Here is a 20,203-nt window from a genome sequence, read left to right as displayed (position 1 = left end):
GAACGTTCGTGAAATACGCGGGAAATCCAAACCGCCTTATGTGTGTGTCTCCCACGCCCACGGTAATGACAGTACGTGTCGGTATCCTCGGCGCAACGGGCGCAGTAGGACAGCGGTTCATCCAACTCCTCGACGACCACCCGACGTTCGAACTCGCGGCGCTCACCGCCTCCGAAGACAGCGCGGGCAAGACCTACCGCGAGGCGGCGAAGTGGCGCGTGAACACGCCGATTCCGGACGACGTCGCAGAGATGACCGTCGGCGCGACGACGCCGGGAGACGTTCCGGACGACGTCGACCTGCTTTTCTCGTCGCTCCCGTCCGGCGTCGCGGCCGAAGTCGAACCCGAGTTCCTCGACGCGGGCTACGTGGTCTCTTCGAACTCCTCGAACGACCGGATGGCCCCGGACGTCCCGCTCACGATCCCCGAGATCAACGCCGAGCACCTCGACCTCATCGAGGTGCAGCGCGACGAACGCGGCTGGGACGGCGCGCTCGTGAAGAACCCGAACTGCTCGACGATCACGATGGTCCCGACGCTCGCGGCGCTCGATCAGTTCGGTCTCGAAGCGGTACAGGTCTCGACGCTGCAGGCGGTCTCCGGCGCGGGCTACTCCGGCGTCACGTCGATGGAGATCATCGACAACGCCATCCCGCACATCAACGGCGAGGACGAGAAGATGGAAACCGAGTCACGAAAGCTCCTCGGCGAGTTCGACGGCGCGGAGATCGACCTCCACGGGATGGAGGTCGCCGCCTCCTGTAACCGCATTCCGACGCTCGACGGCCACCTCGAAAACGTCTTCGCCGAAACGGCCGAGGACGTCTCGACCGAGGACGTCGCCGAAGCGATGCGGGAGTTCCCGAGCGTGGATCTCCCCTCTTCGCCCGACCCGCTCATTCACGTCTTCGAGGACTTCGATCGGCCCCAGCCCCGCCTCGACCGCGAGCGCGGCGACGGGATGCAGATCTCCGCCGGTGGGATCCAGACGACCGAGAACGGCGTGAAGTACAACTGCCTCGCGCACAACACGATCCGCGGCGCAGCGGGTGCCTCGCTGCTCAACGGCGAACTCCTCGTCGAAGAAGGCTGGGTCTAAGCGGCCCGGAGACTGCCAGAATCGTCTCTTATACTGTCGGACAGAAGTTCGTGAATCATTCTGGCACCCACGGGGTGCTGATACTTTTCACATCGTTCTGTCCGACAGTATTACCAGTTGGACACTACATTTTGGTCGCTCGCGTCCGATATGGTGAGTGACGATGTCACAGACCCCCACCATCGGCGACGACGCACCGACGTTCTCCGTAACCCAGGCTGACGGCGACGTGTCGGCGTTCTATCTGGACGACGTGATCGGTCACGGCCCCGTGGTTCTCGCGTTCTTCCCGGGCGCGTTCACGCCACCGTGTACGAACGAGATGGTCGCGCTGCAGGAACACAGCGAGGAGTTCGAGGCCGCCGGCGCGAGCGTGTACGGCGTGAGCGCCGACTCGGCGTTCTCCCAGAACGCCTTCCGCGAGGAACACGGCATCGAGTTCCCGCTACTCAGCGATATGGCACGGAGCGCCATCGACAAGTACGGTGTCGAGATCGACATCGACGACCTCGGCCTCTTCGGCGTCGCGAACCGCTCGGTGTTCATCATCGACGACGACGGCACGATCGCTTACGACTGGGTCGCCGAGGACCCGACGAACGAACCCGACTACGAGGAACTGCTCTCGGAAGTGCAGGACCTCTGAGTTCACCCCGAACCGCCGCCGACGGTAATCTGCAGTCGATCCGTCGGGATCGACTCCCCGTCGTCGTTCGTCGCGGTGGAGACGTTCAGAGAGAGTGCGTCCGGGTCCACGTCCGCACCGAACGTCAGCGTAAATAGCGTCCGCGTTTCCTCGAAAGACCCGACAGACTCCGAGAGATCCGCCGCTCGGACGGCGACGGACGCGCTCTTGACGCCGCCGTTGACCACCTGAAACTCCTCTCCGCCCACGAGGACGGGTTCGACCTCGGTGATCGGCGCGTCGCCGTCCTGTTCGACCAGACACTGATACTTCTGCAGTCCGCTCGGCGCCCCGGCGAGGACGACGTCGACGGCTGAGCCGTCCGAGCCGGAGCCGCTCGAAAGCGCGCTCCCACAGCCCGCCAGGCCAGCAGTGAGCCCCGCTGCTGCGGTACCGAGGAACCGCCGTCGTGTCCGTCCAGCGAGCAGATCCGAAGACGACGCCTCAGCGCTGTCGATCGTCGGCTCGTCTGCACCGGACGTCGAGGCGGCCGTCGCTCTCGTTGCGCCGTCCCTGTCGTCGGAGTCGTCCGCGTCGGACCGATCGGGAGCGGTACTGCGGCGGGCGTTCGCTGTTCGAGAGTCATCAAACATCATTCGAAGGCGAGTGTGACTGCATCGTCCGTATCGAGATCGCCGTCCTCGTCGAAGTCGAGGGCGGTGACCTGCTCGCTACGCAACTCCGTGGCCTGGACGAACGAGAGCGCGACCGCGTCTCCGAACGTGACGGCACCGTCACCGTCAATGTCCTCGAAGCGGCCGTCGTTGTCAGGGTCGGTGGGGGCTTTCTGGGCGTCTGCGCCCGGAAGCGGGTCCGTGAAGAGCGACCCGGCGCGAACCGAGACCGAGATGTGGTCGCCCGAGACTGCGGCTCCCCGATCGTTCCGGAGATTTTCGACCGAGATCTCGACGTCCTCGGTGTCGAGCGCCCGGTCGTATGTCAGCCGCGCAAGCGTCTGCTCTCCGTCGATCGCGTCGACGTTGCCGGCAAGGTCGACCGCCTGCACCGTCGTCGACTGCGGCCCGTCGGAGACGACACGCAGTTGGCTCTCGGAGACGAGTCCGGCCTGCGATTCAATCACGGACGCCTCGGCGCCCGTCCGAACGGTCACGCTCGCCTTCTCGAACCCCTTCGGGAGGTCCGAAACCGAGAGGACGACCATCGAGCTCCCGGACCCGCTTCCGCTGCCGTCCCCGCCTGATCCGACGGTGAGCGTCGTCGACTGCGCGGGGGCGACCTCGTAGGTGTTCCCCTGCTCGTCGCCGAGGTCGTCGGTCTCGACGGTTACCGGCGTCGTGCCGGCGGCGACGCCTTCGAGCGTCACGGTCGCGACGTGCGCCGTCCCGGCGTCGTTCGTGTCCATCATCGCGCCGCGGACGACGGCGACGGTCCCGTCGTTCCTCACTTCGGTCTGTGCGACCCCCGCGTCGCCGGCGAGTTCGACGCCGGCGATCTGCGCCGCGTCTCCGGAGCCGACCGAGATCCGGGCCTCGATGGCCCCGACACCGCCGTCGACGCCGGTCGCGACGACGCGGAGTTTCGATAGCTCACCGACGCCGACCGACGGGCTCGCGGATTCGAGCGTCACGCGAGGGCCGTCGCCGGGTGCCGGCGTGTCTGTCCCGTCGGGCATGTCTGTCCCGTCGGACGTGTCCGTACTGCCGGACGTTTCGGTCTCCTCGGGCCCGACGTTCAGCGTCACCGAGTCGTTCTGGAAGGTCTCCTTCGCAGTCGACTCCTTCGAGGCGACGGCCGTCACGGTCTCGGCATCGCTCGCCATCGACTCGGTGATCTCTACCGTCGCGACGCCGTCGAGACCAGTCTCGTAGACCTCGCCGCCGAGGTGGACTGTCGCCGACACCAGCGCGTCGCTGTCGGCGCGTTTCACCTCGAAGTCGACCTCGTCGCCGGCTTCGACGGCCGACGCGTCGGCGGTGATCTCAAGGTCGACGGCATCGGCGGTCCCCGAGACGGTGAGCGAACCCCCCGGCGTCGTGCCGACGTCGTAGGGGTCGCCAGACTCGTCGCCGAGCGATTCGACCGACAGGTCGACGTCACTCGACCCCTCGCTGGTACCCTCGACTGTGACGGTCCCGATGGTCACCGTTCCGGTATCCTCTGTATCCATCAGCGCCGCGCGAACGAACACCTCGGAGCCGTCTGACTCGACGTCGATCGTCTCGGCGCCCGGATCGCCTCGCAGTTCCATCTCGTCGATCGAGGCGACGTCCGCGTCACCGACGGAGATAGTCGCCGTCACGGCTCCGACGCCACCGTCGGCGTCGGAGACTACGAGATCGAACGTCTGCGTCCGGCTCTCGTTGATCGCTGCTGTCGTCGGCGACAGTCGAACCGACGTCGACCCGGCGGTTGCGGCCCGGACGTCGCTGTCGGCCGTTAGTGACGCGTCGTCGGCCTCGCTCTGCGGGGCGTCCACTGCGACGGCGCTGCCTGCGCCCGCGACGAGCCCGCCGGTGACGACGAGCGTCACGAGCAGGACGGCGAGTCGGGTGCCTCGAACGGCGTCCCTGCTCATCGTTCCCCTTTGAGGATCTTGAACAGCGCTTGCACGTCGGTGATGTCCACTTGTCCGTCGCCGTTGAAGTCGAACAGCTCGGGGTTCTCTTGGACGGCGTCGCTGTCGAGGTTCGCGAAGAGCGCCTGCACGTCGGTCGCGGTGAACGCCCCGTCGCCGTTGACATCCTCGTAACGACCGTCCCCGTCGAGGTCTCCCGCAGGGCTCCCGCTACCGGTGACGTCGGGCGCGGCGATGCCCGATCCCTCACCGAGTGCGTAGAGGATGCCGTCGGTGCTCGCCGCGTACACGCGGCCGTCGACGACGACCGGGGGTGCGACCACGGAGCCGCCGGTCTGGAAGCTCCAGAGTTCGGTTCCGTCGCTGGCGTCGAACGCGTAGACGTAGTTGTCCTGCGCACCCAGATACAGCACCCCGTCGGCGTACACCGGTGAGGTGGGCGTCCCGTTGATCGAGACCTGCCACTGTCGCGTCCCGATCGCCGGATCGAGCGCGTGGAGGGTGTTGTCGCCGGTCGATGCCACGTAGAGCGTTCCGTCAGCGAGCACAGGAATGGTCGACACCGACGCGATGTTTTCGAATTCCCAGTCGATGCTCCCCGACGCTGCGTCGATCGCGTAGACGATGCCCTCGTTAGTGCCGGCGTACAGCGTCCCGTCGGCATACGTGATCCCCCACGTCTTGCTGCCTCCGTTCGCTAACGTCTGCTGCCACTCCTGTGATCCGTCCGAAGCCGCGAGCGCGGTCGCGACTGCCTCGTCGTAGTAGTCGTCTTCGCGGTGGGTTACGTACACCGTCTCGCCATCGACGACTGGTGTACCGATGGGCCCGAGATACGTGAGGTCGGATTCCCATTCGACCGCTCCGTCGTTCGGATTGAGCCGGTACGCCTGCCGGAAGTCGTGTTCACCGCCGGCGACGAACAGATCCCCGCCGACGAGCGTCGGGCTCTTGACGTGCCGTGTCGGAACCGAAGACGCCCAGAGACCGTTACCCGTCGCCGCGCTGTATGCGAGCACACGTCCCCGAGGCGTCGGCTGGTACACCACGCCGTCCCCGACTGCGGGCGACGCTGGCAGCGACCCGTTCGTCCCGGCGGACCACACCTCACTCCCGTCGCTCGTCGAGATCGCGTAGAGTTCGCTGTCGTGACTCGCCTGGAACACCCGCCCGTTCGCCACGATCGGCTGGGCGGTCAGTTTGCCACCGGTTTCGAACGTCCAGATGTCGTCGACGTCCTCTTTCGGTCCGCTCGCGGGTGCGACGCCGCTGTTGTGGGCGTCGTATCTAAACATCGGTACAGTGCTCGAATCGGCGGTCTGTCCGCTGACGTTCTCGCCCGTTCCAGCGAACGCGAACGTCCCCCCAACGACCGCCGCGAGTCGGATCGCATCCCGTCGCGACAGATTATGAATCATTGGTCCCCACTGTCACGTTTATCTGATGTGTCCCCGTACAAGTATGTTTGCGCTTAGTCACTAGTTGCGCGGCTGTAGCAGTTCCCGGACACAGCGACACGGGTGTGCGAAGAGGGAAACCCTGAAGTGTAAAATAAAAGAGACCGAACTACGTTGGAGTTATTACCGCTTCGCGCCGGGGTTCGTCACCGCGCCGTTCGCGGCCGAGCCGAAGTCGTTGCCGTACTTCGCGAGCACGCCGGTCGTGTACTGCGGATCCTTGGGCTCCCACTCCTTGCGGCGCTCGTCCAGTTCGTCTTCCGAGAGGTCGACGGAGAGTTCGCGCTCGGGAATGTCGACGGTGACCTCGTCGCCGTCCTCTAAGAGCGCGATCGGGCCGCCGACAGCGGCCTCCGGTGCGACGTGGCCGACCATCGGGCCGCGGGTCGCGCCGGAGAAGCGACCGTCGGTCAGGAGTGCGACGTCGTCCTCGTGGCCCTGACCGACGACGGCGGCAGTGACGCCGAGCATCTCGCGCATTCCGGGGCCGCCCTGCGGACCCTCGTTACGGATGACGATGACGTCGCCGGACTCGATGTGGCCCTCCTGGACGTAGCGCATCGCCTCCTCCTCGCTCTCGAAGAGGCGGGCGGGGCCGGAGTGGTGGAACTTGTCGTCGCCGGTGACCTTCAGAACCGCGCCGTCGGGCGCGAGGTTCCCGGTGAGGATCTTGATCGCCCCTTCCTCTTGGTAGGGGTCGTCGACGGTGTAAATGAACTCGTCTGAGATCTCCTCTTCGTCGGGGAGGTCCATCTCCTCGAGTTCCTCGGCGATCGTCCGCCCGGTGACGGTCATCGCGTCGCCGTGGAACAGGCCGGCGTCGAGGAGACGACGGATCACGACCGGGACGCCGCCCTCCTCGTGGAGATCGTTCATCGTCTTCGTGCCGCCGGGCTGGAGGTTCGCGATCTTCGGCGTCCGCTTCGAGATCTCGTCGAACTCCTCGATCGTGAGGTCGATGCCAGCCTCCGCGGCGAGTGCGAGCAGGTGCAGCACGGCGTTGGTCGAACCGCCGATCGCGACCTGCAGGGCGATGGCGTTCTCGAAGGACTTCTTCGAGAGGATGTCGGAGGGACGAAGGCCTTCCTCGACGGCCTGCAGGACCGCTTCGCCGGAGCGTCGCGCGACGTCGTAGCGCTCGTCGGATTCGGCCGGCGCGTCGGCCGTGCCGAGCGGAGCCATTCCGAGCGCCTCGGAGATCGACGCCATCGTGTTCGCGGTGAACATCCCGCCGCAGGAGCCCGCGCCGGGGCAGGCGTGCCGTTCGAGGTCGTCGAGTTCCTCGGCGCTCATATCGCCCTGCGCGTAGGTGCCGACGCCCTCGAAGACGTTCTGGACGGTCACGTCGCGGCCCTCGTGCTGGCCGGGCATAATCGAACCGCCGTAGAGGAAGACCGAGGGCAGGTCCGTCCGGATCGAGGCCATCATCATTCCGGGGAGGTTCTTGTCACAGCCCGCGACCGTGACGAGTGCGTCCATCCGCTCGCCGAAAGCGACGAGCTCGACGGAGTCGGCGATGACCTCTCGGGAGATCAGCGACGCCTTCATTCCCTCCGTACCCATCGAGATGGCGTCCGAGATGGTGATCGTGCCGAACTCGATCGGCATCCCGCCGGCGTCCTCGATGCCCTTGATCGCCGCGTCGGCGACGTCGTCGAGGTGAACGTTACACGGGGTGATGTCTGCGGCCGGGTTCGCGACGCCGACCATCGGGGAGCCGAGGTCCTCGTCGTCGAAGCCCATCGCGCGGAACATCGCCCGGTGTGGGGCCTTGTCCGGCCCCTCGGTGACGTCCGTGCTGGGGAGGTCGGGGTCCTTCCCACTGGAGAACGGTTCGCCGTCCTCCTCGCGTTCGGGGGGTTCCTGCTTGCTCATACACGAGTCGTTGTCGCAGTGGCATTAAAAGGCCACGCATACCCTCTCGCTCGCCGGTTACGCGTCGTTGCGGCCGCCCCCTTGCCGGTACCGTTCTCGGAGCCTCACGAGGCGTCTTGTGCGTCCTCGTCTTCGTCCGCTGCTTCGGTTTCGTCTTCCCCCTCCGCTTCTTCCTGCTCTGCTTCCTCCTCCTCTTCCTCGCGCGTCGCCAACCCCGCGAGGTGGGGTGCCTCGGGGACGATGATCTCCTCGCTGCCGAGGCGGGCCGCGTTCTCGCTGCCGGGCAGACAAAACACCGGCACGCCCTGGACGATTCCCGCCCTCGCACGGGTCCCGACGACGCGCGTGCCGATCTCGGACTCCGAGCGCCGGCGGAACAATTCGCCGAAGCCCGGGAGGTCCTTCTGGAATAGGTCGCCGACGGCTTCGACGGTCACGTCGTCGGGCGTGACGCCCGTGCCGCCCGTCGTCACCAGTACGTCGACGTCGTCGCGGTCGACGAGGCGATCGACGGTCGACTGCACACCGTCGAAATCGTCGGCGACGACGTCTCGGACGGTGACGTCGTGGCCGCTATCGTCGAATGCAGCAGCGATCGCGTCGCCCGCCGCGTCGTCGTCGATCGTTCGCGACGTGGAGACCGTGACGACGGCCGCAGACAGCGACGCGACGTCGTGGGCGTGGTGGTGGTCGTGATGGTGGTCGTCGTCGCCGTGGTGGTGATGTCCGTGGTCGTCGTCGCCGTGCTCGTGGCCGCGATCCTCGTGCTGGTGGTCGGTATCGTGCGTGTCCGCTCCAGAGTGGGACTGCTCGTCGTGGGTCACACCACGCGGTTTGGCGCCCGGTGACAAAATGTCACCCGATACCGGGCGCTCGCGGGTGTCGAGTTCGAGAGCCCCCTGTCGGTCGTCCGACGGCGACTCGGGAGAACGAAGCGAGAAGAGACGTAGTGTCAGACCGCCAGTTCAGTTGTCGCCGGCCTTCGACGTCCACTCGTAGTCGCGACGTTTCGCCGATTTGCCGAAGCCACAGGACGAGCAGACCTTCTTTTTGACGTGGTAGGACTTCTCGCCGCAGCGGCGGCACTTGACGTGCGTCGTCTTGTTCTTCTTTCCTTGGCTAGGGGTTCCAGCACCCGTCATGTTTGTATCGTGACGACGTTGTCGCCGCGTATAATCGTTGTGTCTTCGACCGCCGTGACGTCCAGTTCCCCGAGGACGGTCGCGTCCGCGTCCGTCGCCGGTTCGAGAACGGCGTTCATATGTTGGTCGTACCCGGCGAGAGTTCCGTAGTACGCGGTGCCGTCCTTCAGAGTGACCGTGACGACGTCTTCGAGTGCGGCTTCGAGAACGTCGAGGGGTCGTCCGCTCATACCCCAAGCGCCTCCCGTTTCGGTATTAAATGTGCCGGACCACCGCCGAATCGTCGGCGTACGGCGGCGAACGTTCTCACTGAGCGACATACGTGGCGTTTCCGAACCTCTGCGTGTGCATCCCCCGACGCTGTGCGTCCCTGAGGGCTGTCGTACAGGGGAGGACCGCCGCTGCTGCGTCTGTTCGGCGTGCGTTGCCGCACTCGCCGCAGAGATTCGCCGCGCGTATCCAACCCGGATAGTTTTTAGTACCCGGCCGAGAACCATCTTCGTACCAAGACTCCCGCGGGTAAGTGCTTCGGCCGTTCCGGGGCACGCGGGACCGACGACCGACGCGCTGTAAGACGCCGGGGCCGATCGGTCCCGAGACGCGTCGCCCACGAGTTGTGGGCGGCCGTCGAACACGACGGGACGTTTGAGTGAGCACCCTCGCCACGTCAGTGGCTTTCGATGCTCGGATTCAACTATGGAAATCGAAATCGCGACAATTGGCGGATACGAAGAGGTCGGTCGACAGATGACGGCCGTTCGCGCGGGCGACGACGTCGTCATCTTCGACATGGGCCTGAACCTCAGTCAGGTCCTCATCCACGACAACGTGGAGACCGAAAAGATGCACAGCCTCGATCTGATCGATATGGGCGCCATCCCGGACGACCGGGTGATGTCCGACCTCGAGGGCGACGTGCAGGCCATCGTGCCCACGCACGGTCACCTCGACCACATCGGCGCAATCTCGAAGCTCGCCCACCGGTACAACGCGCCGGTCGTGGCCTCGCCGTTCACCATCGAACTGGTGAAACAGCAGGTCGAAGGCGAGACCAAGTTCAGCGAGAGTTTCGACAACGACCTCGTCAAGATGCAGGCCGGCGAGACGATGTCGATCGGCGACTCCGGCAACGTCGAACTCGAGTTCGTCCACGTCACGCACTCGATCATCGACGCGATCAACCCGGTCGTGCACACGCCCGAGGGCGCGATCGTCTACGGCCTCGACAAGCGGATGGACCACTCGCCGGTGCTGGAAGATCCGATCGATATGCAGCGCTTCCGTGAGATCGGCCGCGAGGGCAACGGCGTCCTCTGTTACATCGAAGACTGTACGAACGCGGGCCGCAAGGGCCGGACGCCCTCGGAGTCGCACGCCCGTTCGCACCTCGAAGACACGATCCGATCGATCGAAGACTACGACGGCGGGATCGTCGCCACGACGTTCTCCTCGCACGTCTCGCGTGTCTCCTCGATCGTCGAGTTCGCGAAGGACATCGGTCGCCAGCCCGTCCTGCTCGGCCGCTCGATGGAGAAGTACTCCGGCACCGCAGAACGCCTCGGCTTCGTCGACTTCCCCGACGACGTCGGGATGTACGGCCACCGGAAGTCCGTCGACCGGACGTTCAAGCGGATTATGAAGGAAGGCAAGGAGAAGTATCTCCCCATCGTGACGGGCCACCAGGGCGAACCGCGCGCGATGCTCACCCGGATGGGCCGCGGCGAGACTCCCTACGAAATCGAGGACGGCGACAAGGTCATCTTCTCGGCGCGGGTCATCCCCGAGCCGACGAACGAGGGCCAGCGCTACCAGTCCGAGCGCCTCCTGCGGATGCAGGGCGCGCGCATCTACGACGAGATCCACGTCTCGGGCCACCTGCGCGAGGAGGGCCACTACCAGATGCTCGATGCGCTCCAGCCGCAGCACGTCATCCCCGCCCACCAGGACCTCGAAGGCTTCGCGCCGTACGTCGACCTCGCGGAGTCGCAGGGCTACGCGATGGGCCGGGATCTGCACGTCACGCGGAACGGGAATATGATCCAGCTGGTGGAGTGAGATGAGTTCGGAAGCGGCGGAGGAACGGGTACTCGAAGCGGTCACGAAGCGACGCGAACTCGTCAACGAGGCGCTCGACGAGGACGTCCCGATGAAGTCCCCCGAGCGGCTCTACGAGGCGACCCGCTACCTGCTGAAGGCCGGCGGCAAGCGGCTTCGCCCGACGGTGTCGCTCCTGACCGCGGAAGCGCTCGCGGACGTCGAACCGCTCTCGGTCGACTACCACGCGTTCCCGGCGCTCGACGGCTCGGAGATCGACGTGATGTCGGCTGCGACGAGCATCGAGGTCATCCAGTCGTTCACGCTGATCCACGACGACATTATGGACGACGACGACCTCCGTCGCGGCGTCCCCGCGGTCCACAAAGAGTACGACACCGAGACGGCGATCCTCGCGGGCGACACGCTCTATGCGAAGGCCTTCGAGCTGCTGTCTGAAACCGGCGCAGACCCCGCGAACGGGCTCGAAGCCGTCCGACGGCTCGCGACGACCTGCACGCAGATCTGTGAGGGACAGGCGCTGGACGTCGAGTTCGAGCACCGCACCGAGGTCCTCCCCGAGGAGTATCTCGAGATGATCGAACTCAAGACCGCCGTGCTGTACGGCGCGGCGACGGCGACGGCGGCGACCCTGATGGACGCCGACGACGAGACCGTCGAGGCGCTCTATCAGTACGGGATCGACTCCGGACGCGCATTCCAGATCCAAGACGACGTCCTCGATCTGACAGTTCCCTCGGAGAAACTCGGCAAACAGCGCGGTTCGGACCTCGTCGAGAACAAGGAGACGCTCATCACGCTGCACGCACGGCAGCAGGGCGTCGACGTCGACGACCTCGTCGATGCCAACGACGTCGAGTCCGTCTCTGAAGCCGAGATCGATCAGGCGGTCGCCGAACTCGACGCCGCCGGGTCGATCGAGTACGCGGAGCAGAAGGCCCAAGAGCTCACGGCGAACGCGAAGGACCACCTCGACGTCCTCCCGGACAACGAGGCGCGCGCGCTGCTGTGTGACATCGCCGACTACCTGATCTCGCGCGGATACTAGCGTCCGCCGATCAGCGGTCGGCTCGCGTGGACAGCTGCGCCGTCCACCCACCCAATCCGGGTCTGTTTTTACCGGGGAGGACGCACTGCCGCGTAATGGACGACGATCTACGCGAGCAGGTCGAGCGCGAAGCCGAGAAGCACGCGCTGCTCAACGCAGTCAAGTACGAGAGCGACGCCGACGTCGGCGCGGTGATGGGGCCGTTGATGGGCGAGAATCCCGACTTCCGCCCGCACGGCGACGAGATCCCCGGCGTCGTCGGCGGCGTCGTCGCCCGCGTAAACGACCTGTCGACCGAGGAGAAGCGCGAACGTCTGGAGACGCTCGCACCCGAGGAACTCGAGGAGATCGAAGCCGAAGACGAGGGCGACGAACACGACCTCCCGGACCTCCCGAACGCCGAGGCGTACGACGAGGTGCGGATGCGCGCCGCGCCGAACCCGAACGGCCCCTGGCACATTGGTCACGCCCGGATGCCCGCCGTCATCGGCTCCTACAAGGAGCGCTACGACGGGTCGTTCATCGTCCGTTTCGACGACACCGATCCCGAGACCAAGCGCCCGGATCTCGACGCCTACGACGCCATCCTCGACGACATCGACTACCTCGGGTTCGAGCCCGACGACGTCATCATCGCGTCGGACCGACTGGAGACCTACTACGAGCACGCCCGGAACCTCATCGACGCCGGCGGCGCGTACACCTGCTCGTGCTCGGGCGAGACCTTCTCCGACCTGAAGAACAGCGGCGAGGCCTGTCCGCACCGCGACAAGGACGTCGAGACCACGATGGAGGAGTTCGAGGCGATGATCGACGGCGAGTACAGCGCCGGCGAGATGGTCCTCCGCGTGCGGACCGACATCGAGCACAAGAACCCCGCGCTCCGCGACTGGGTCGCCTTCCGGATGATCGATACGCCGCACCCGCGCGATGAAGCCGCAGCGTATCGGTGCTGGCCGATGCTCGACTTCCAGTCCGGCGTCGACGACCATCTCACGGGCGTCACACACATCATCCGCGGCATCGACCTCCAGGACTCCGCGAAGCGCCAGCAGTTCGTCTACGACTACTTCGACTGGGAGTACCCCGAAGTGATTCACTGGGGTCACGTCCAGGTCGACGCCTACGACGTGAAACTCTCGACCTCGACGCTGAAGGAGAAGATCGAGGCCGGCGAACTCGACGGCTGGGACGACCCGCGCGCGCCGACGCTGAAGAGTCTCCGCCGGCGCGGCATCCGCGGCGAGGCCGTCGTCGAGGCGCTGACCGCGCTCGGCACGTCGACCTCGAACGTCGACCTCTCGATGAGTTCGATCTACGCCGAGAACCGCGAGCTCGTCGACGACGAGGCCGAGCGCTACTTCCTCGTCCGCGACGGCGAGCGCTTCGAGGTCGCGGGCGGTCCGGACGCGGGCCATCCGCCGCTGCATCCCGATCACGAGGAGCGCGGCGAGCGGACCATCCCCGCGACCGACGGCGTCGTGCTCGAAGCCGGCGACGTGCCCGCGGAGGGCGAGCGCGTCTGGCTGAAGGGCTACGCCTGCGTCCGCCGCGAGGGCGACGACCTCGTCGCAACCGACGATGGTATCGACGTGGTTCGTTCTGGTGACGTCGACGTCGTCCACTGGGCTCCCGCAGAGGACGTCGTCGACGTCCGGATGCGTTCACCCGACGGCGACGTGACGGGCGTCGCCGAACCCGACTTCGCCGACACTGCGGTCGACGACGTGGTCCAGTTCGAACGCATCGGCTTCGCCCGCGTCGACGAACACGGCGCCGAGGAGTCGGTCGTCTACTGGACGCACCCCTGAGGACGCATTCGTGAGGACGCACCCGTGAACGACCAGTCGGACTCGGAACCCGCGGCGGACGGCAGTCTGATCGACCTCACGCGCGCTGTCGAGTCGGGAATGCCGACGTACCCCGGCGATCCCGAGGTGCGAATCGGGCCGCACGCGACGCACGAATCCGACGGCTACCGCGTCTCCAGAGTTGCACTCGGATCGCACACCGGCACACACGTCGACGCGCCCGCGCACACCGTACCGGACGGGGCAACGCTCGGCGCGTTCGACCCCGATGACCTCCGGTTCGACGCCCGCGTCGTCGACTGCCGGGACGTCGAGGCCGGTGAGGCGATCGCTCCCGGCGTGCTGGAACGCGACGGGACGAACGCCGGTCTCGACGACGTGTCCGCGCTCGTCTTCCGCACCGGGTGGGCCGACGCGTGGGGGTCCGACCGGATGCTCGCGCACCCGTATCTGGCGCCCGAAACCGCGCGCCGATGCGCCGAGGCCGACGTCGCCGTCGTGACCGACGCGCTCAGTCCCGATCCATCGGACGGAGCGCCAGATTCCGACAGCGCGTCTCACGCCGGTTCCGGTCACGACCTCCCCGCCCATCGCGCGCTCTTGGGCGCGGGACTCCCCATCGTCGAGAACGTCTGCAACCTCGGTGCGCTCCCTGAAACAGGGGTCTTCGAGTTGACCGTCTGCCCGTTGAAGATCGACGCCGACGGCGCACCGGCGCGCGTTCTCGCGCGAGTCTGATAGGGATTATCGTAACTGTTCGGAGATTCTCGCCGTACTGTCCGGCGAGAAATCTATGCGGACTTACGATAATTCCTATGAGCTTTCGGGACACATTTTTACCACTCTGCGCTCTCGCTGGCCGCGGCGTTGAGACCGACTCCAATCCCGCCAAATCCGAGTAAAACGTCGCGCAAAACGGATGGAAACGCGATTGACGGACGGCCCGTTTAACGTCAGTGCAGCTATTGGCTCCGGATGAGGATCGACGATGAAACGAACGACGCTACTCGCCGTCGCGCTCGCCGCACTCCTCGCGGTGACGGGTGCGGCGGCCGCGACGCCCGGCAGCACAGCCCCGGCAGACACTGGCAGCGGGCCAGCGGCGACCGACGCAACCGACTGTTCGGGTGCGGCCGGACAGGCCGGGCCGCCGGACGACCTCCCCGGTCCCGTTCCGGACTTCGTCTCGAATATCCACGGACTGGTCCAGCAGTTCCTCGACGGGACGCTCGACTCGCTCGGCCCCGAGGTGAGCGAGGCCGCCGGTAACGGCGACGAGGCCGACGCGGCCGGAACCGCAGGAGAGTCGACGCCGGACGCGTGACGCCACCGGCGCACTCACCTGTCAGCACAGATATCGATACCCATATCCGAGTGCTCGAAGACAGATCCGATATTCGAAGGCAGCCGGTGAGGTCTCGGATTCGCCTACGCGTTTCGGGGTCGAAACCGGCTGCACGGCAACTCACTACCACACGCACACACGAGCTATGAGAGGAAAACCGATCATCGTCATCGCACTTGTCATCGCACTCGGGGCCGGCCTCGTCATCACGGGCACGGACGTTCTGCCCGGCAACGACGACGGTGCGGCCGACCCGTTCCCGACGGAGACGGCTGCACCGTCGGCACAGGAGACGACGCAGGTCGCCAGTGGCTCGGATGGGGAGACGGCCACCCCGACGGCCACACCGACCCCACCGTTCGGTTTCACGATCGAGAACATCGAGGAGTGTGGCCAGACCTGCCGTGACGTCACGTCGACGCTGACGAATCAGCAGGACACGACGGCCGAAGACGTCGTCGTCTACACCCGCATCTTCGCCGGTCAAGGTACCGACGGCGACGTCGTCTGGCGCGGCGACGCCGGCGTCGGTACGCTCGGTCCCGGGCAGTCCTACACGACGACGCGGCGCGTCGAACTTGGATTCCAGGATGCGCTGGCGGTGCAGAACGCCGACGGGTGGATCACCGTTCAGACGACCGTCGAGACCGCCGACCAGACCGTCACGTTCACCGACGAACGACAGGTCGCCTGATCAGCGGCAGGCCCGTTCGATCGACCACGAGACCGTGGTCTGCGGTCGCATATCCGGAACGTCCTTACCCGCCCGCGTCGAATCGCGCCGTATGAAGCTGGAAGTTCGGGCTATTTCTGACCTCTCGCCCGACGAGCGAGCGGCGTTCTTCGATCGCGACGCCGGCGTGAGCGACGTCCGGGCCGACGTCAGCGAGATCGTCGGTCGCGTGCGCCAGGAGGGCGACGTCGCCGTCCGCGAGTTCTGCCGCGAGTTCGACGGCGTCGAGGTCGGGAACCTGGATATCACCGACGACGCCGAGCGCGCCTACGAGGCGATCGACGACGACGTGCGCGAGGCGATCGAGACCGCCGCGGAAAACATCAGAGTGTTCCACGAGCGTCAGGTCCCCGACGACTGGCGGGCATCGTTCAGTTCCGGCGCCGACGGCGGCGACTCCGGCAGCGGGCGCCGAGAACTCGGCCGGCGCTTCCGGCCGCTCGAACGGGTCGGCGTCTACGCGCCCGGCGGCACTGCGGCGTACCCATCGAGCGTCCTGATGGGCGTCGTGCCCGCGAAGGTCGCGGGGGTCGAGCACGTCGCGCTCGCGACGCCACCGGCGGAGGAACTCAATCCCGTCACGCTCGCGGCCGCACACGTCGCCGGCGCGGACCGAATCTACAGCGTCGGCGGCGCGCAGGCCATCGGTGCGCTCGCGTACGGGACCGAGAGCGTCACCGCCGTCCAGAAGGTCGTCGGCCCCGGAAACAAGTGGGTCACCGCGGCGAAAGCCGAAGTCAGAGGCGACGTCGACATCGACTTCCTCGCCGGCCCCTCGGAGGTGCTCGTCCTCGCCGACGACACCGCCGACCCCGAGTTAGTCGCGTCCGACCTCGTCGCGCAGGCCGAACACGACCCCAACGCGTCCGTCGTGGCCGTCACCGACGACGAGAGCCTCGCCGAGGACGTCGTCGCCGCGGCCGAGGCGCAGGTCGACGACCGCGAGCGCGCGGACGTGATCCGCGCGGCGCTCGAAAACGACGCCTCGGGCGTCCTCCACGCGCGGTCGATGTCTGAGGCCGTCCTGTTCGCCGAGGAGTACGCCGCCGAGCACCTCTCGATCCAGGCCGACGACGACGAGGCGCTGCTCGATCGGGTCACGAACGCCGGCAGCGTCTTCCTCGGCCCGTACACGCCCGTCGCGGCCGGCGATTACGCCTCCGGGACGAACCACGTCCTCCCCACCTCCGGCGGAGCAAAGCGCTACGGCGGGCTCTCGGTCGACACGTTCCTCCGATCGACGACCGTCCAGCGACTCGACCGCGACGGCCTCGCGGCGCTCTCCGAGACGGTGACGACGCTCGCGGAGGCCGAAGGGCTCGAAGCGCACGCCGAGAGCGTCCGCACGCGGTTCGAGGGCGCGGACACCGACGGCGCGGGCACGGAACCGACGGACGCGGAGTGATCCGGGATGTCGGACCGCGGTCGCCGTCCCCCGACCTTCGCGGACGCCTGTGAGGCCGTGCTCTCGAACCCGGGAGACGACCACGGTGCCGAGACGACGCTCGCTCCCGTGCACGCGCGGTCGATTCCCGACGGGTGGGGCGAGCGCCGGAAGCGACTCGTCGCCTCGCGTTTCTCTGCGGACGTCGACCGCGTGCTCGAACTGGGGTGCGGCGTGGGGGCGCTCCTCCGCGAACTGGGAACGGAGTACGACGTCGTCGGCGTCGACTCCAGGCGCGAGTACCTTCGGTTCCCCGCGGCGCGCGGCGCGGCCGTCGTCCGTGGCGACCCGACTCGGCCCCCCGTCCGGCCGGTATTCGACGGGGTCTGCGCCGTCGAGGACGTGGCGAGCAACGTGCCGTCGGTCGACCTCTGCGTCGCGGCCTACGGGGCGCTCCGCCCGGGTGGAATCTTCGTCGTCGCCGCGCCGACCGACCCGACCGCTGTCCTCGACTCCAGTGTCGAGACCTACAGCGGGTCGCGTTACCTGCTCGAACGTGCGGTCGACGTAGCGGCCGACGGCGTCGCCACGATCGACTATCGGATCTCCGACCGCCGGACGGGCAAGACCGCGGTCACGACCGAAAAGCGGGCGGTCCACACGACGTCCGCCGATGGACTCACCGCGGCGCTCCGAACGGCGGGGTTCGAGAACGTCCTCGTCGCCGGCGAGAGCGACGTGCCGGGTATCGTCGTCGGGGCCGGCGTTCGCCCCGTCGATACCGGCGGTCCCGCAGACGTGGGGACCGCCGGCCCTCCGGTGCTCGACGAGTAGCCGTTCTCGACGCGTAGCAGTGCTCGACGAGTCGAGGCACCGGGTTACGTCTCCTAGCAGCTCACTCTGACTCCTCGCGGACGGTCAACACCGGAATAGACGACAGTCTGACGATTCGCTCGGTCGTGCTGCCGAGGAGGTATCGATCGAGGCCCGAGCGGCCGTGCGTTCCCATCACGATGACGTCGGCGCCGACCATTTCGCCGTAATCGAGAATCGTCTCTACTGGGTCGCCCGTCTCGACGGTGTCGACGATTTCGACGTCGCTGTCGAGTCGCTCTCTCGTCTCCGAGGTGACCCGTTCGCCCTCGGCTTCGAGCGCGTCGACGACCCGGCCGCCGACCGTCGTGACGCTGTCGCGGTTCGTATCGGCGACGTAGAGGAGATGAATCGTCGCGTCATTTTCCCGGGCGAGCGAGACGGCGTGGTCGAGTGCGGCGTCCGCTTGGTCGCTGCCGTCGGTCGGAACGAGGATCGTCTCGTACATACGCGGCGGTTCGAAACCCCCGGACAAATATCTCCCGTCGTGAGGACTGGGCCAGAGCGCATCGCCGGCAGCGTCAACATTAACACGCTGCGCTTGCTATAATATAGCAATATGAGTACCGAAACGGCCGACAGCAGTGGCGATCCGGCGGTGACCGTCACGCAGGAGGCCGCATCGGAAGCGCTCGAACTCATCGAGTCCGAAGGGCTCGACACCGACGTGGCGGGGCTCCGACTGTTCGTCCAACAGGGCGGGTGCGCGGGGCTCTCCTACGGGATGCGCTTCGACCACGAACCCGAAGCGGACGACGCGATCGTCGAACAGCACGGCCTGCGGGTGTTCGTCGACCCCGCGAGCCAGAACTACGTCGGCGGCTCGACGCTGCGCTACGAAGGCGGTCTCCAGGGCGCCGGCTTCCACGTCGAGAACCCCAACGTCGTCAGCGAGTGCGGCTGCGGCGAGTCGTTCCGGACGTAGCGACGTCGGCTGTTTTCGGGACTCATCGTTTCCGGTCTGAGACGGCTCCGCGATCTATCGGCGACCCGACCGAGCGTGAGGTCTATACCGACACCCCGTCAATCGCGGGTATGGCTGTCGAACTCGATCCCGTCGAGACGCCCGACGGAGAGACCGTCTACGTCGACCGGACGGAAACGCTCCGGGGTGCGAAGGGACCGTTCTTCGTCGTGTACACGACACCCGACCACGACCAACGGTGGGGCTACTACTGTTCGAACTGCGAGTCGACGGACAACGCGATGGACACGATGGGACGCATCGAGTGCAACGTCTGCGGTAACATCCGAAAGCCCGACGAGTGGGACGCAGCACACGAGTGACTCCTCGGTCTGCGTGAGCAGGGCCGGCCTCACCGAGGGCGACGGCGGTCGCGGACGGCGGCGACCGCGGTCGGCCACTCGCGTTCGAGCGCGTCGAGCGCGCGGTCGACCGCCGAGGCGTGTTTCGCGATCCAGGCCTCCTCTTTGTCCATCTCCCGCACCCACTCGGCGGGAGAGTCGATACCGAAGTCGGCGGCGGTGTACGACGTTTCACCGACAGTCACAGCTTCGTGCGGATCGCCGCAGTCGGCGCACCTGAGCGCGGAGACGACGAAGTAGCGTTCCAGTCGGTCGCGGACCGCGCTGTCGCCGCCTGCAACCGCTGTTGGGTCCACGCCCGCTTGCACACAAGCGAAGCAGAGCACCGACCGGTACCGACGCGACGTGCCGCAGGATGGGCAGTTCATCCGGGCGAACTGATTCCCAATGGGAGATAAACGTCCGCGACCATCCGTGTGTCATATCGTAACAAGATTTATGCTGTCGGGTGCAGTACTCTCAGGTACATGCCCCCTGTCAGCATGCCTCCCTCGGAGGACGCCCGGGCGATCTTCAGTCGGCTGGGCTACAGTGTCTCGGGCGACGGACCGGACTTCGTCGCCGAGCGAAAGTGGCGCACCGTTCGCGTCACGGCGCTTTCGGACGGCGAAGATCTACGTGGACGCCGCGTGCTCGCGGACGGCGGCGAGCCGTCTAACGACTATCGATTCCGATGCTTTGTCGCACCGAAAGATGCCACAGGGGACGTACAGAATCGACTCGCGAGCGTCGATCCGAGCTACGAGTGGGCCGTGATCGGCGTCGACGACGACGGCGACTACGACGTCCACCTTCCGGACGCGAGCTAGCGCCGTATTCGATCTGCGGCCGCA

At 66.6% G+C, this 20,203-nt stretch carries 22 protein-coding genes; 13 read left to right on the top strand and 9 right to left on the bottom strand.

What is annotated here, in order from left to right:
- Positions 1 to 65 precede the first annotated feature (65 nt).
- Together asd and RBH22_RS10695 are read left to right on the top strand one after the other, a co-directional pair.
- Positions 66 to 1,100 (top strand): aspartate-semialdehyde dehydrogenase, encoded by a 1,035-nt coding sequence (gene asd / locus RBH22_RS10700; RefSeq protein WP_256289725.1) that lies wholly within the window; start codon positions 66 to 68, stop codon positions 1,098 to 1,100.
- Between the two features lie 163 nt (positions 1,101 to 1,263).
- On the top strand, positions 1,264 to 1,746 hold the full coding sequence (locus RBH22_RS10695) for a redoxin domain-containing protein (protein WP_256289724.1): 483 nt from the start codon (positions 1,264 to 1,266) through the stop codon (positions 1,744 to 1,746).
- Between the two features lie 2 nt (positions 1,747 to 1,748).
- Here the strand turns inward: RBH22_RS10695 and RBH22_RS10690 are convergent, their stop codons facing one another.
- The 7 genes from RBH22_RS10690 to RBH22_RS10660 all read right to left on the bottom strand — a co-directional run bounded on the left by RBH22_RS10690 (position 1,749) and on the right by RBH22_RS10660 (position 9,025).
- The gene (locus RBH22_RS10690) at positions 1,749 to 2,381 is read right to left on the bottom strand and encodes a hypothetical protein (protein WP_306677458.1); all 633 of its coding nucleotides are present in this window, start codon (positions 2,379 to 2,381) and stop codon (positions 1,749 to 1,751) included.
- Complete coding sequence (locus tag RBH22_RS10685; protein ID WP_306677457.1) at positions 2,378 to 4,321, bottom strand: hypothetical protein; 1,944 nt, start codon at positions 4,319 to 4,321, stop codon at positions 2,378 to 2,380. The genes RBH22_RS10690 and RBH22_RS10685 overlap by 4 nt, the downstream gene beginning before the upstream one ends.
- Positions 4,318 to 5,739 carry a PQQ-binding-like beta-propeller repeat protein gene (locus RBH22_RS10680; RefSeq protein WP_256545532.1) on the bottom strand — a complete coding sequence of 474 codons (1,422 nt, stop codon included), beginning with the start codon at positions 5,737 to 5,739 and terminating at the stop codon, positions 4,318 to 4,320. The genes RBH22_RS10685 and RBH22_RS10680 overlap by 4 nt, the downstream gene beginning before the upstream one ends.
- Before the next feature lie 162 nt (positions 5,740 to 5,901).
- Positions 5,902 to 7,653 carry a dihydroxy-acid dehydratase gene (gene ilvD, locus RBH22_RS10675; protein ID WP_306677456.1) on the bottom strand — a complete coding sequence of 584 codons (1,752 nt, stop codon included), beginning with the start codon at positions 7,651 to 7,653 and terminating at the stop codon, positions 5,902 to 5,904.
- Between the two features lie 104 nt (positions 7,654 to 7,757).
- Positions 7,758 to 8,477: a molybdenum cofactor synthesis domain-containing protein gene (locus RBH22_RS10670; RefSeq protein WP_306677455.1), complete on the bottom strand. Its 720-nt coding sequence runs from the start codon at positions 8,475 to 8,477 to the stop codon at positions 7,758 to 7,760.
- Between the two features lie 141 nt (positions 8,478 to 8,618).
- Entirely contained in the window at positions 8,619 to 8,795 is a 177-nt protein-coding gene (locus RBH22_RS10665; protein WP_121569422.1) for a 50S ribosomal protein L37e, read from the bottom strand.
- The gene (locus RBH22_RS10660) at positions 8,792 to 9,025 is read right to left on the bottom strand and encodes an LSM domain-containing protein (protein WP_121569421.1); all 234 of its coding nucleotides are present in this window, start codon (positions 9,023 to 9,025) and stop codon (positions 8,792 to 8,794) included. Before RBH22_RS10660 ends, RBH22_RS10665 begins: the two co-directional genes overlap by 4 nt.
- A gap of 466 nt (positions 9,026 to 9,491) precedes the next feature.
- On the opposite strand from RBH22_RS10660, the gene RBH22_RS10655 reads away from it, so the two are divergent.
- The 8 genes from RBH22_RS10655 (at position 9,492) to RBH22_RS10620 (ending at position 18,005) form a co-directional block, all read left to right on the top strand.
- Entirely contained in the window at positions 9,492 to 10,850 is a 1,359-nt protein-coding gene (locus tag RBH22_RS10655) for a ribonuclease J (RefSeq protein ID WP_256289718.1), read from the top strand.
- Between the two features lies 1 nt (position 10,851).
- The gene (locus RBH22_RS10650) at positions 10,852 to 11,898 is read left to right on the top strand and encodes a polyprenyl synthetase family protein (protein WP_306677454.1); all 1,047 of its coding nucleotides are present in this window, start codon (positions 10,852 to 10,854) and stop codon (positions 11,896 to 11,898) included.
- A 95-nt stretch (positions 11,899 to 11,993) separates the two neighbouring features.
- Positions 11,994 to 13,709, top strand: a complete 1,716-nt coding sequence (locus RBH22_RS10645; RefSeq protein ID WP_306677453.1) for a glutamate--tRNA ligase — start codon at positions 11,994 to 11,996, stop codon at positions 13,707 to 13,709.
- 24 nt (positions 13,710 to 13,733) lie between these two features.
- Complete coding sequence (locus RBH22_RS10640) at positions 13,734 to 14,447, top strand: cyclase family protein (RefSeq protein ID WP_256545527.1); 714 nt, start codon at positions 13,734 to 13,736, stop codon at positions 14,445 to 14,447.
- A gap of 250 nt (positions 14,448 to 14,697) precedes the next feature.
- Complete coding sequence (locus RBH22_RS10635) at positions 14,698 to 15,033, top strand: hypothetical protein (RefSeq protein WP_256545526.1); 336 nt, start codon at positions 14,698 to 14,700, stop codon at positions 15,031 to 15,033.
- Positions 15,034 to 15,199: 166 nt separating this feature from the next.
- Positions 15,200 to 15,748, top strand: coding sequence for a hypothetical protein (locus RBH22_RS10630; protein WP_256545525.1), 549 nt, complete (start codon positions 15,200 to 15,202; stop codon positions 15,746 to 15,748).
- Between the two features lie 91 nt (positions 15,749 to 15,839).
- Complete coding sequence (hisD, locus tag RBH22_RS10625) at positions 15,840 to 17,192, top strand: histidinol dehydrogenase (protein ID WP_306677452.1); 1,353 nt, start codon at positions 15,840 to 15,842, stop codon at positions 17,190 to 17,192.
- 6 nt (positions 17,193 to 17,198) lie between these two features.
- Complete coding sequence (locus RBH22_RS10620; RefSeq protein WP_306677451.1) at positions 17,199 to 18,005, top strand: class I SAM-dependent methyltransferase; 807 nt, start codon at positions 17,199 to 17,201, stop codon at positions 18,003 to 18,005.
- 61 nt (positions 18,006 to 18,066) lie between these two features.
- Here RBH22_RS10620 and RBH22_RS10615 read toward each other — a convergent pair whose 3' ends face one another.
- On the bottom strand, positions 18,067 to 18,492 hold the full coding sequence (locus RBH22_RS10615) for a universal stress protein (protein WP_256289710.1): 426 nt from the start codon (positions 18,490 to 18,492) through the stop codon (positions 18,067 to 18,069).
- Positions 18,493 to 18,603: 111 nt separating this feature from the next.
- Between RBH22_RS10615 and RBH22_RS10610 the strand changes: the two genes are divergently transcribed.
- Together RBH22_RS10610 and RBH22_RS10605 are read left to right on the top strand one after the other, a co-directional pair.
- Positions 18,604 to 18,969 carry an iron-sulfur cluster assembly accessory protein gene (locus RBH22_RS10610; protein WP_121569413.1) on the top strand — a complete coding sequence of 122 codons (366 nt, stop codon included), beginning with the start codon at positions 18,604 to 18,606 and terminating at the stop codon, positions 18,967 to 18,969.
- Between the two features lie 110 nt (positions 18,970 to 19,079).
- On the top strand, positions 19,080 to 19,331 hold the full coding sequence (locus RBH22_RS10605) for a DUF5816 domain-containing protein (protein WP_256289708.1): 252 nt from the start codon (positions 19,080 to 19,082) through the stop codon (positions 19,329 to 19,331).
- A gap of 29 nt (positions 19,332 to 19,360) precedes the next feature.
- On the opposite strand, the gene RBH22_RS10600 is transcribed toward RBH22_RS10605, so the two are convergent.
- The gene (locus tag RBH22_RS10600; RefSeq protein WP_256545521.1) at positions 19,361 to 19,738 is read right to left on the bottom strand and encodes a hypothetical protein; all 378 of its coding nucleotides are present in this window, start codon (positions 19,736 to 19,738) and stop codon (positions 19,361 to 19,363) included.
- A 99-nt stretch (positions 19,739 to 19,837) separates the two neighbouring features.
- Here RBH22_RS10600 and RBH22_RS10595 point away from each other — a divergent pair, with 99 nt between their 5' ends.
- Positions 19,838 to 20,179: a hypothetical protein gene (locus RBH22_RS10595; RefSeq protein ID WP_121569411.1), complete on the top strand. Its 342-nt coding sequence runs from the start codon at positions 19,838 to 19,840 to the stop codon at positions 20,177 to 20,179.
- The last annotated feature ends 24 nt before the right edge of the window (positions 20,180 to 20,203 follow it).

Source organism: Halobellus sp. H-GB7, from assembly GCF_030848585.1.
GTDB lineage: Archaea > Halobacteriota > Halobacteria > Halobacteriales > Haloferacaceae > Haloquadratum > Haloquadratum inordinatus.
This window is presented reverse-complemented; position numbering and strand designations above follow the sequence as displayed.

Excerpts from the sequence above, each read along its gene's own strand:
- RBH22_RS10610 (WP_121569413.1), top strand. The coding sequence starts at position 18,604 with ATGAGTACCGAAACGGCCGACAGCAGTGGCGATCCGGCGGTGACCGTC.
- RBH22_RS10645 (WP_306677453.1), top strand. The coding sequence starts at position 11,994 with ATGGACGACGATCTACGCGAGCAGGTCGAGCGCGAAGCCGAGAAGCAC.
- RBH22_RS10690 (WP_306677458.1), bottom strand. The coding sequence starts at position 2,381 with ATGATGTTTGATGACTCTCGAACAGCGAACGCCCGCCGCAGTACCGCT.
- hisD (WP_306677452.1), top strand. The coding sequence starts at position 15,840 with ATGAAGCTGGAAGTTCGGGCTATTTCTGACCTCTCGCCCGACGAGCGA.
- RBH22_RS10695 (WP_256289724.1), top strand. The coding sequence starts at position 1,264 with ATGTCACAGACCCCCACCATCGGCGACGACGCACCGACGTTCTCCGTA.
- asd (WP_256289725.1), top strand. The coding sequence starts at position 66 with ATGACAGTACGTGTCGGTATCCTCGGCGCAACGGGCGCAGTAGGACAG.
- RBH22_RS10685 (WP_306677457.1), bottom strand. The coding sequence starts at position 4,321 with ATGAGCAGGGACGCCGTTCGAGGCACCCGACTCGCCGTCCTGCTCGTG.
- RBH22_RS10635 (WP_256545526.1), top strand. The coding sequence starts at position 14,698 with ATGAAACGAACGACGCTACTCGCCGTCGCGCTCGCCGCACTCCTCGCG.
- RBH22_RS10600 (WP_256545521.1), bottom strand. The coding sequence starts at position 19,738 with ATGAACTGCCCATCCTGCGGCACGTCGCGTCGGTACCGGTCGGTGCTC.
- RBH22_RS10660 (WP_121569421.1), bottom strand. The coding sequence starts at position 9,025 with ATGAGCGGACGACCCCTCGACGTTCTCGAAGCCGCACTCGAAGACGTC.
- RBH22_RS10605 (WP_256289708.1), top strand. The coding sequence starts at position 19,080 with ATGGCTGTCGAACTCGATCCCGTCGAGACGCCCGACGGAGAGACCGTC.
- RBH22_RS10650 (WP_306677454.1), top strand. The coding sequence starts at position 10,852 with ATGAGTTCGGAAGCGGCGGAGGAACGGGTACTCGAAGCGGTCACGAAG.
- RBH22_RS10620 (WP_306677451.1), top strand. The coding sequence starts at position 17,199 with ATGTCGGACCGCGGTCGCCGTCCCCCGACCTTCGCGGACGCCTGTGAG.
- RBH22_RS10680 (WP_256545532.1), bottom strand. The coding sequence starts at position 5,739 with ATGATTCATAATCTGTCGCGACGGGATGCGATCCGACTCGCGGCGGTC.
- RBH22_RS10665 (WP_121569422.1), bottom strand. The coding sequence starts at position 8,795 with ATGACGGGTGCTGGAACCCCTAGCCAAGGAAAGAAGAACAAGACGACG.
- RBH22_RS10615 (WP_256289710.1), bottom strand. The coding sequence starts at position 18,492 with ATGTACGAGACGATCCTCGTTCCGACCGACGGCAGCGACCAAGCGGAC.
- ilvD (WP_306677456.1), bottom strand. The coding sequence starts at position 7,653 with ATGAGCAAGCAGGAACCCCCCGAACGCGAGGAGGACGGCGAACCGTTC.
- RBH22_RS10630 (WP_256545525.1), top strand. The coding sequence starts at position 15,200 with ATGAGAGGAAAACCGATCATCGTCATCGCACTTGTCATCGCACTCGGG.
- RBH22_RS10595 (WP_121569411.1), top strand. The coding sequence starts at position 19,838 with ATGCCCCCTGTCAGCATGCCTCCCTCGGAGGACGCCCGGGCGATCTTC.
- RBH22_RS10655 (WP_256289718.1), top strand. The coding sequence starts at position 9,492 with ATGGAAATCGAAATCGCGACAATTGGCGGATACGAAGAGGTCGGTCGA.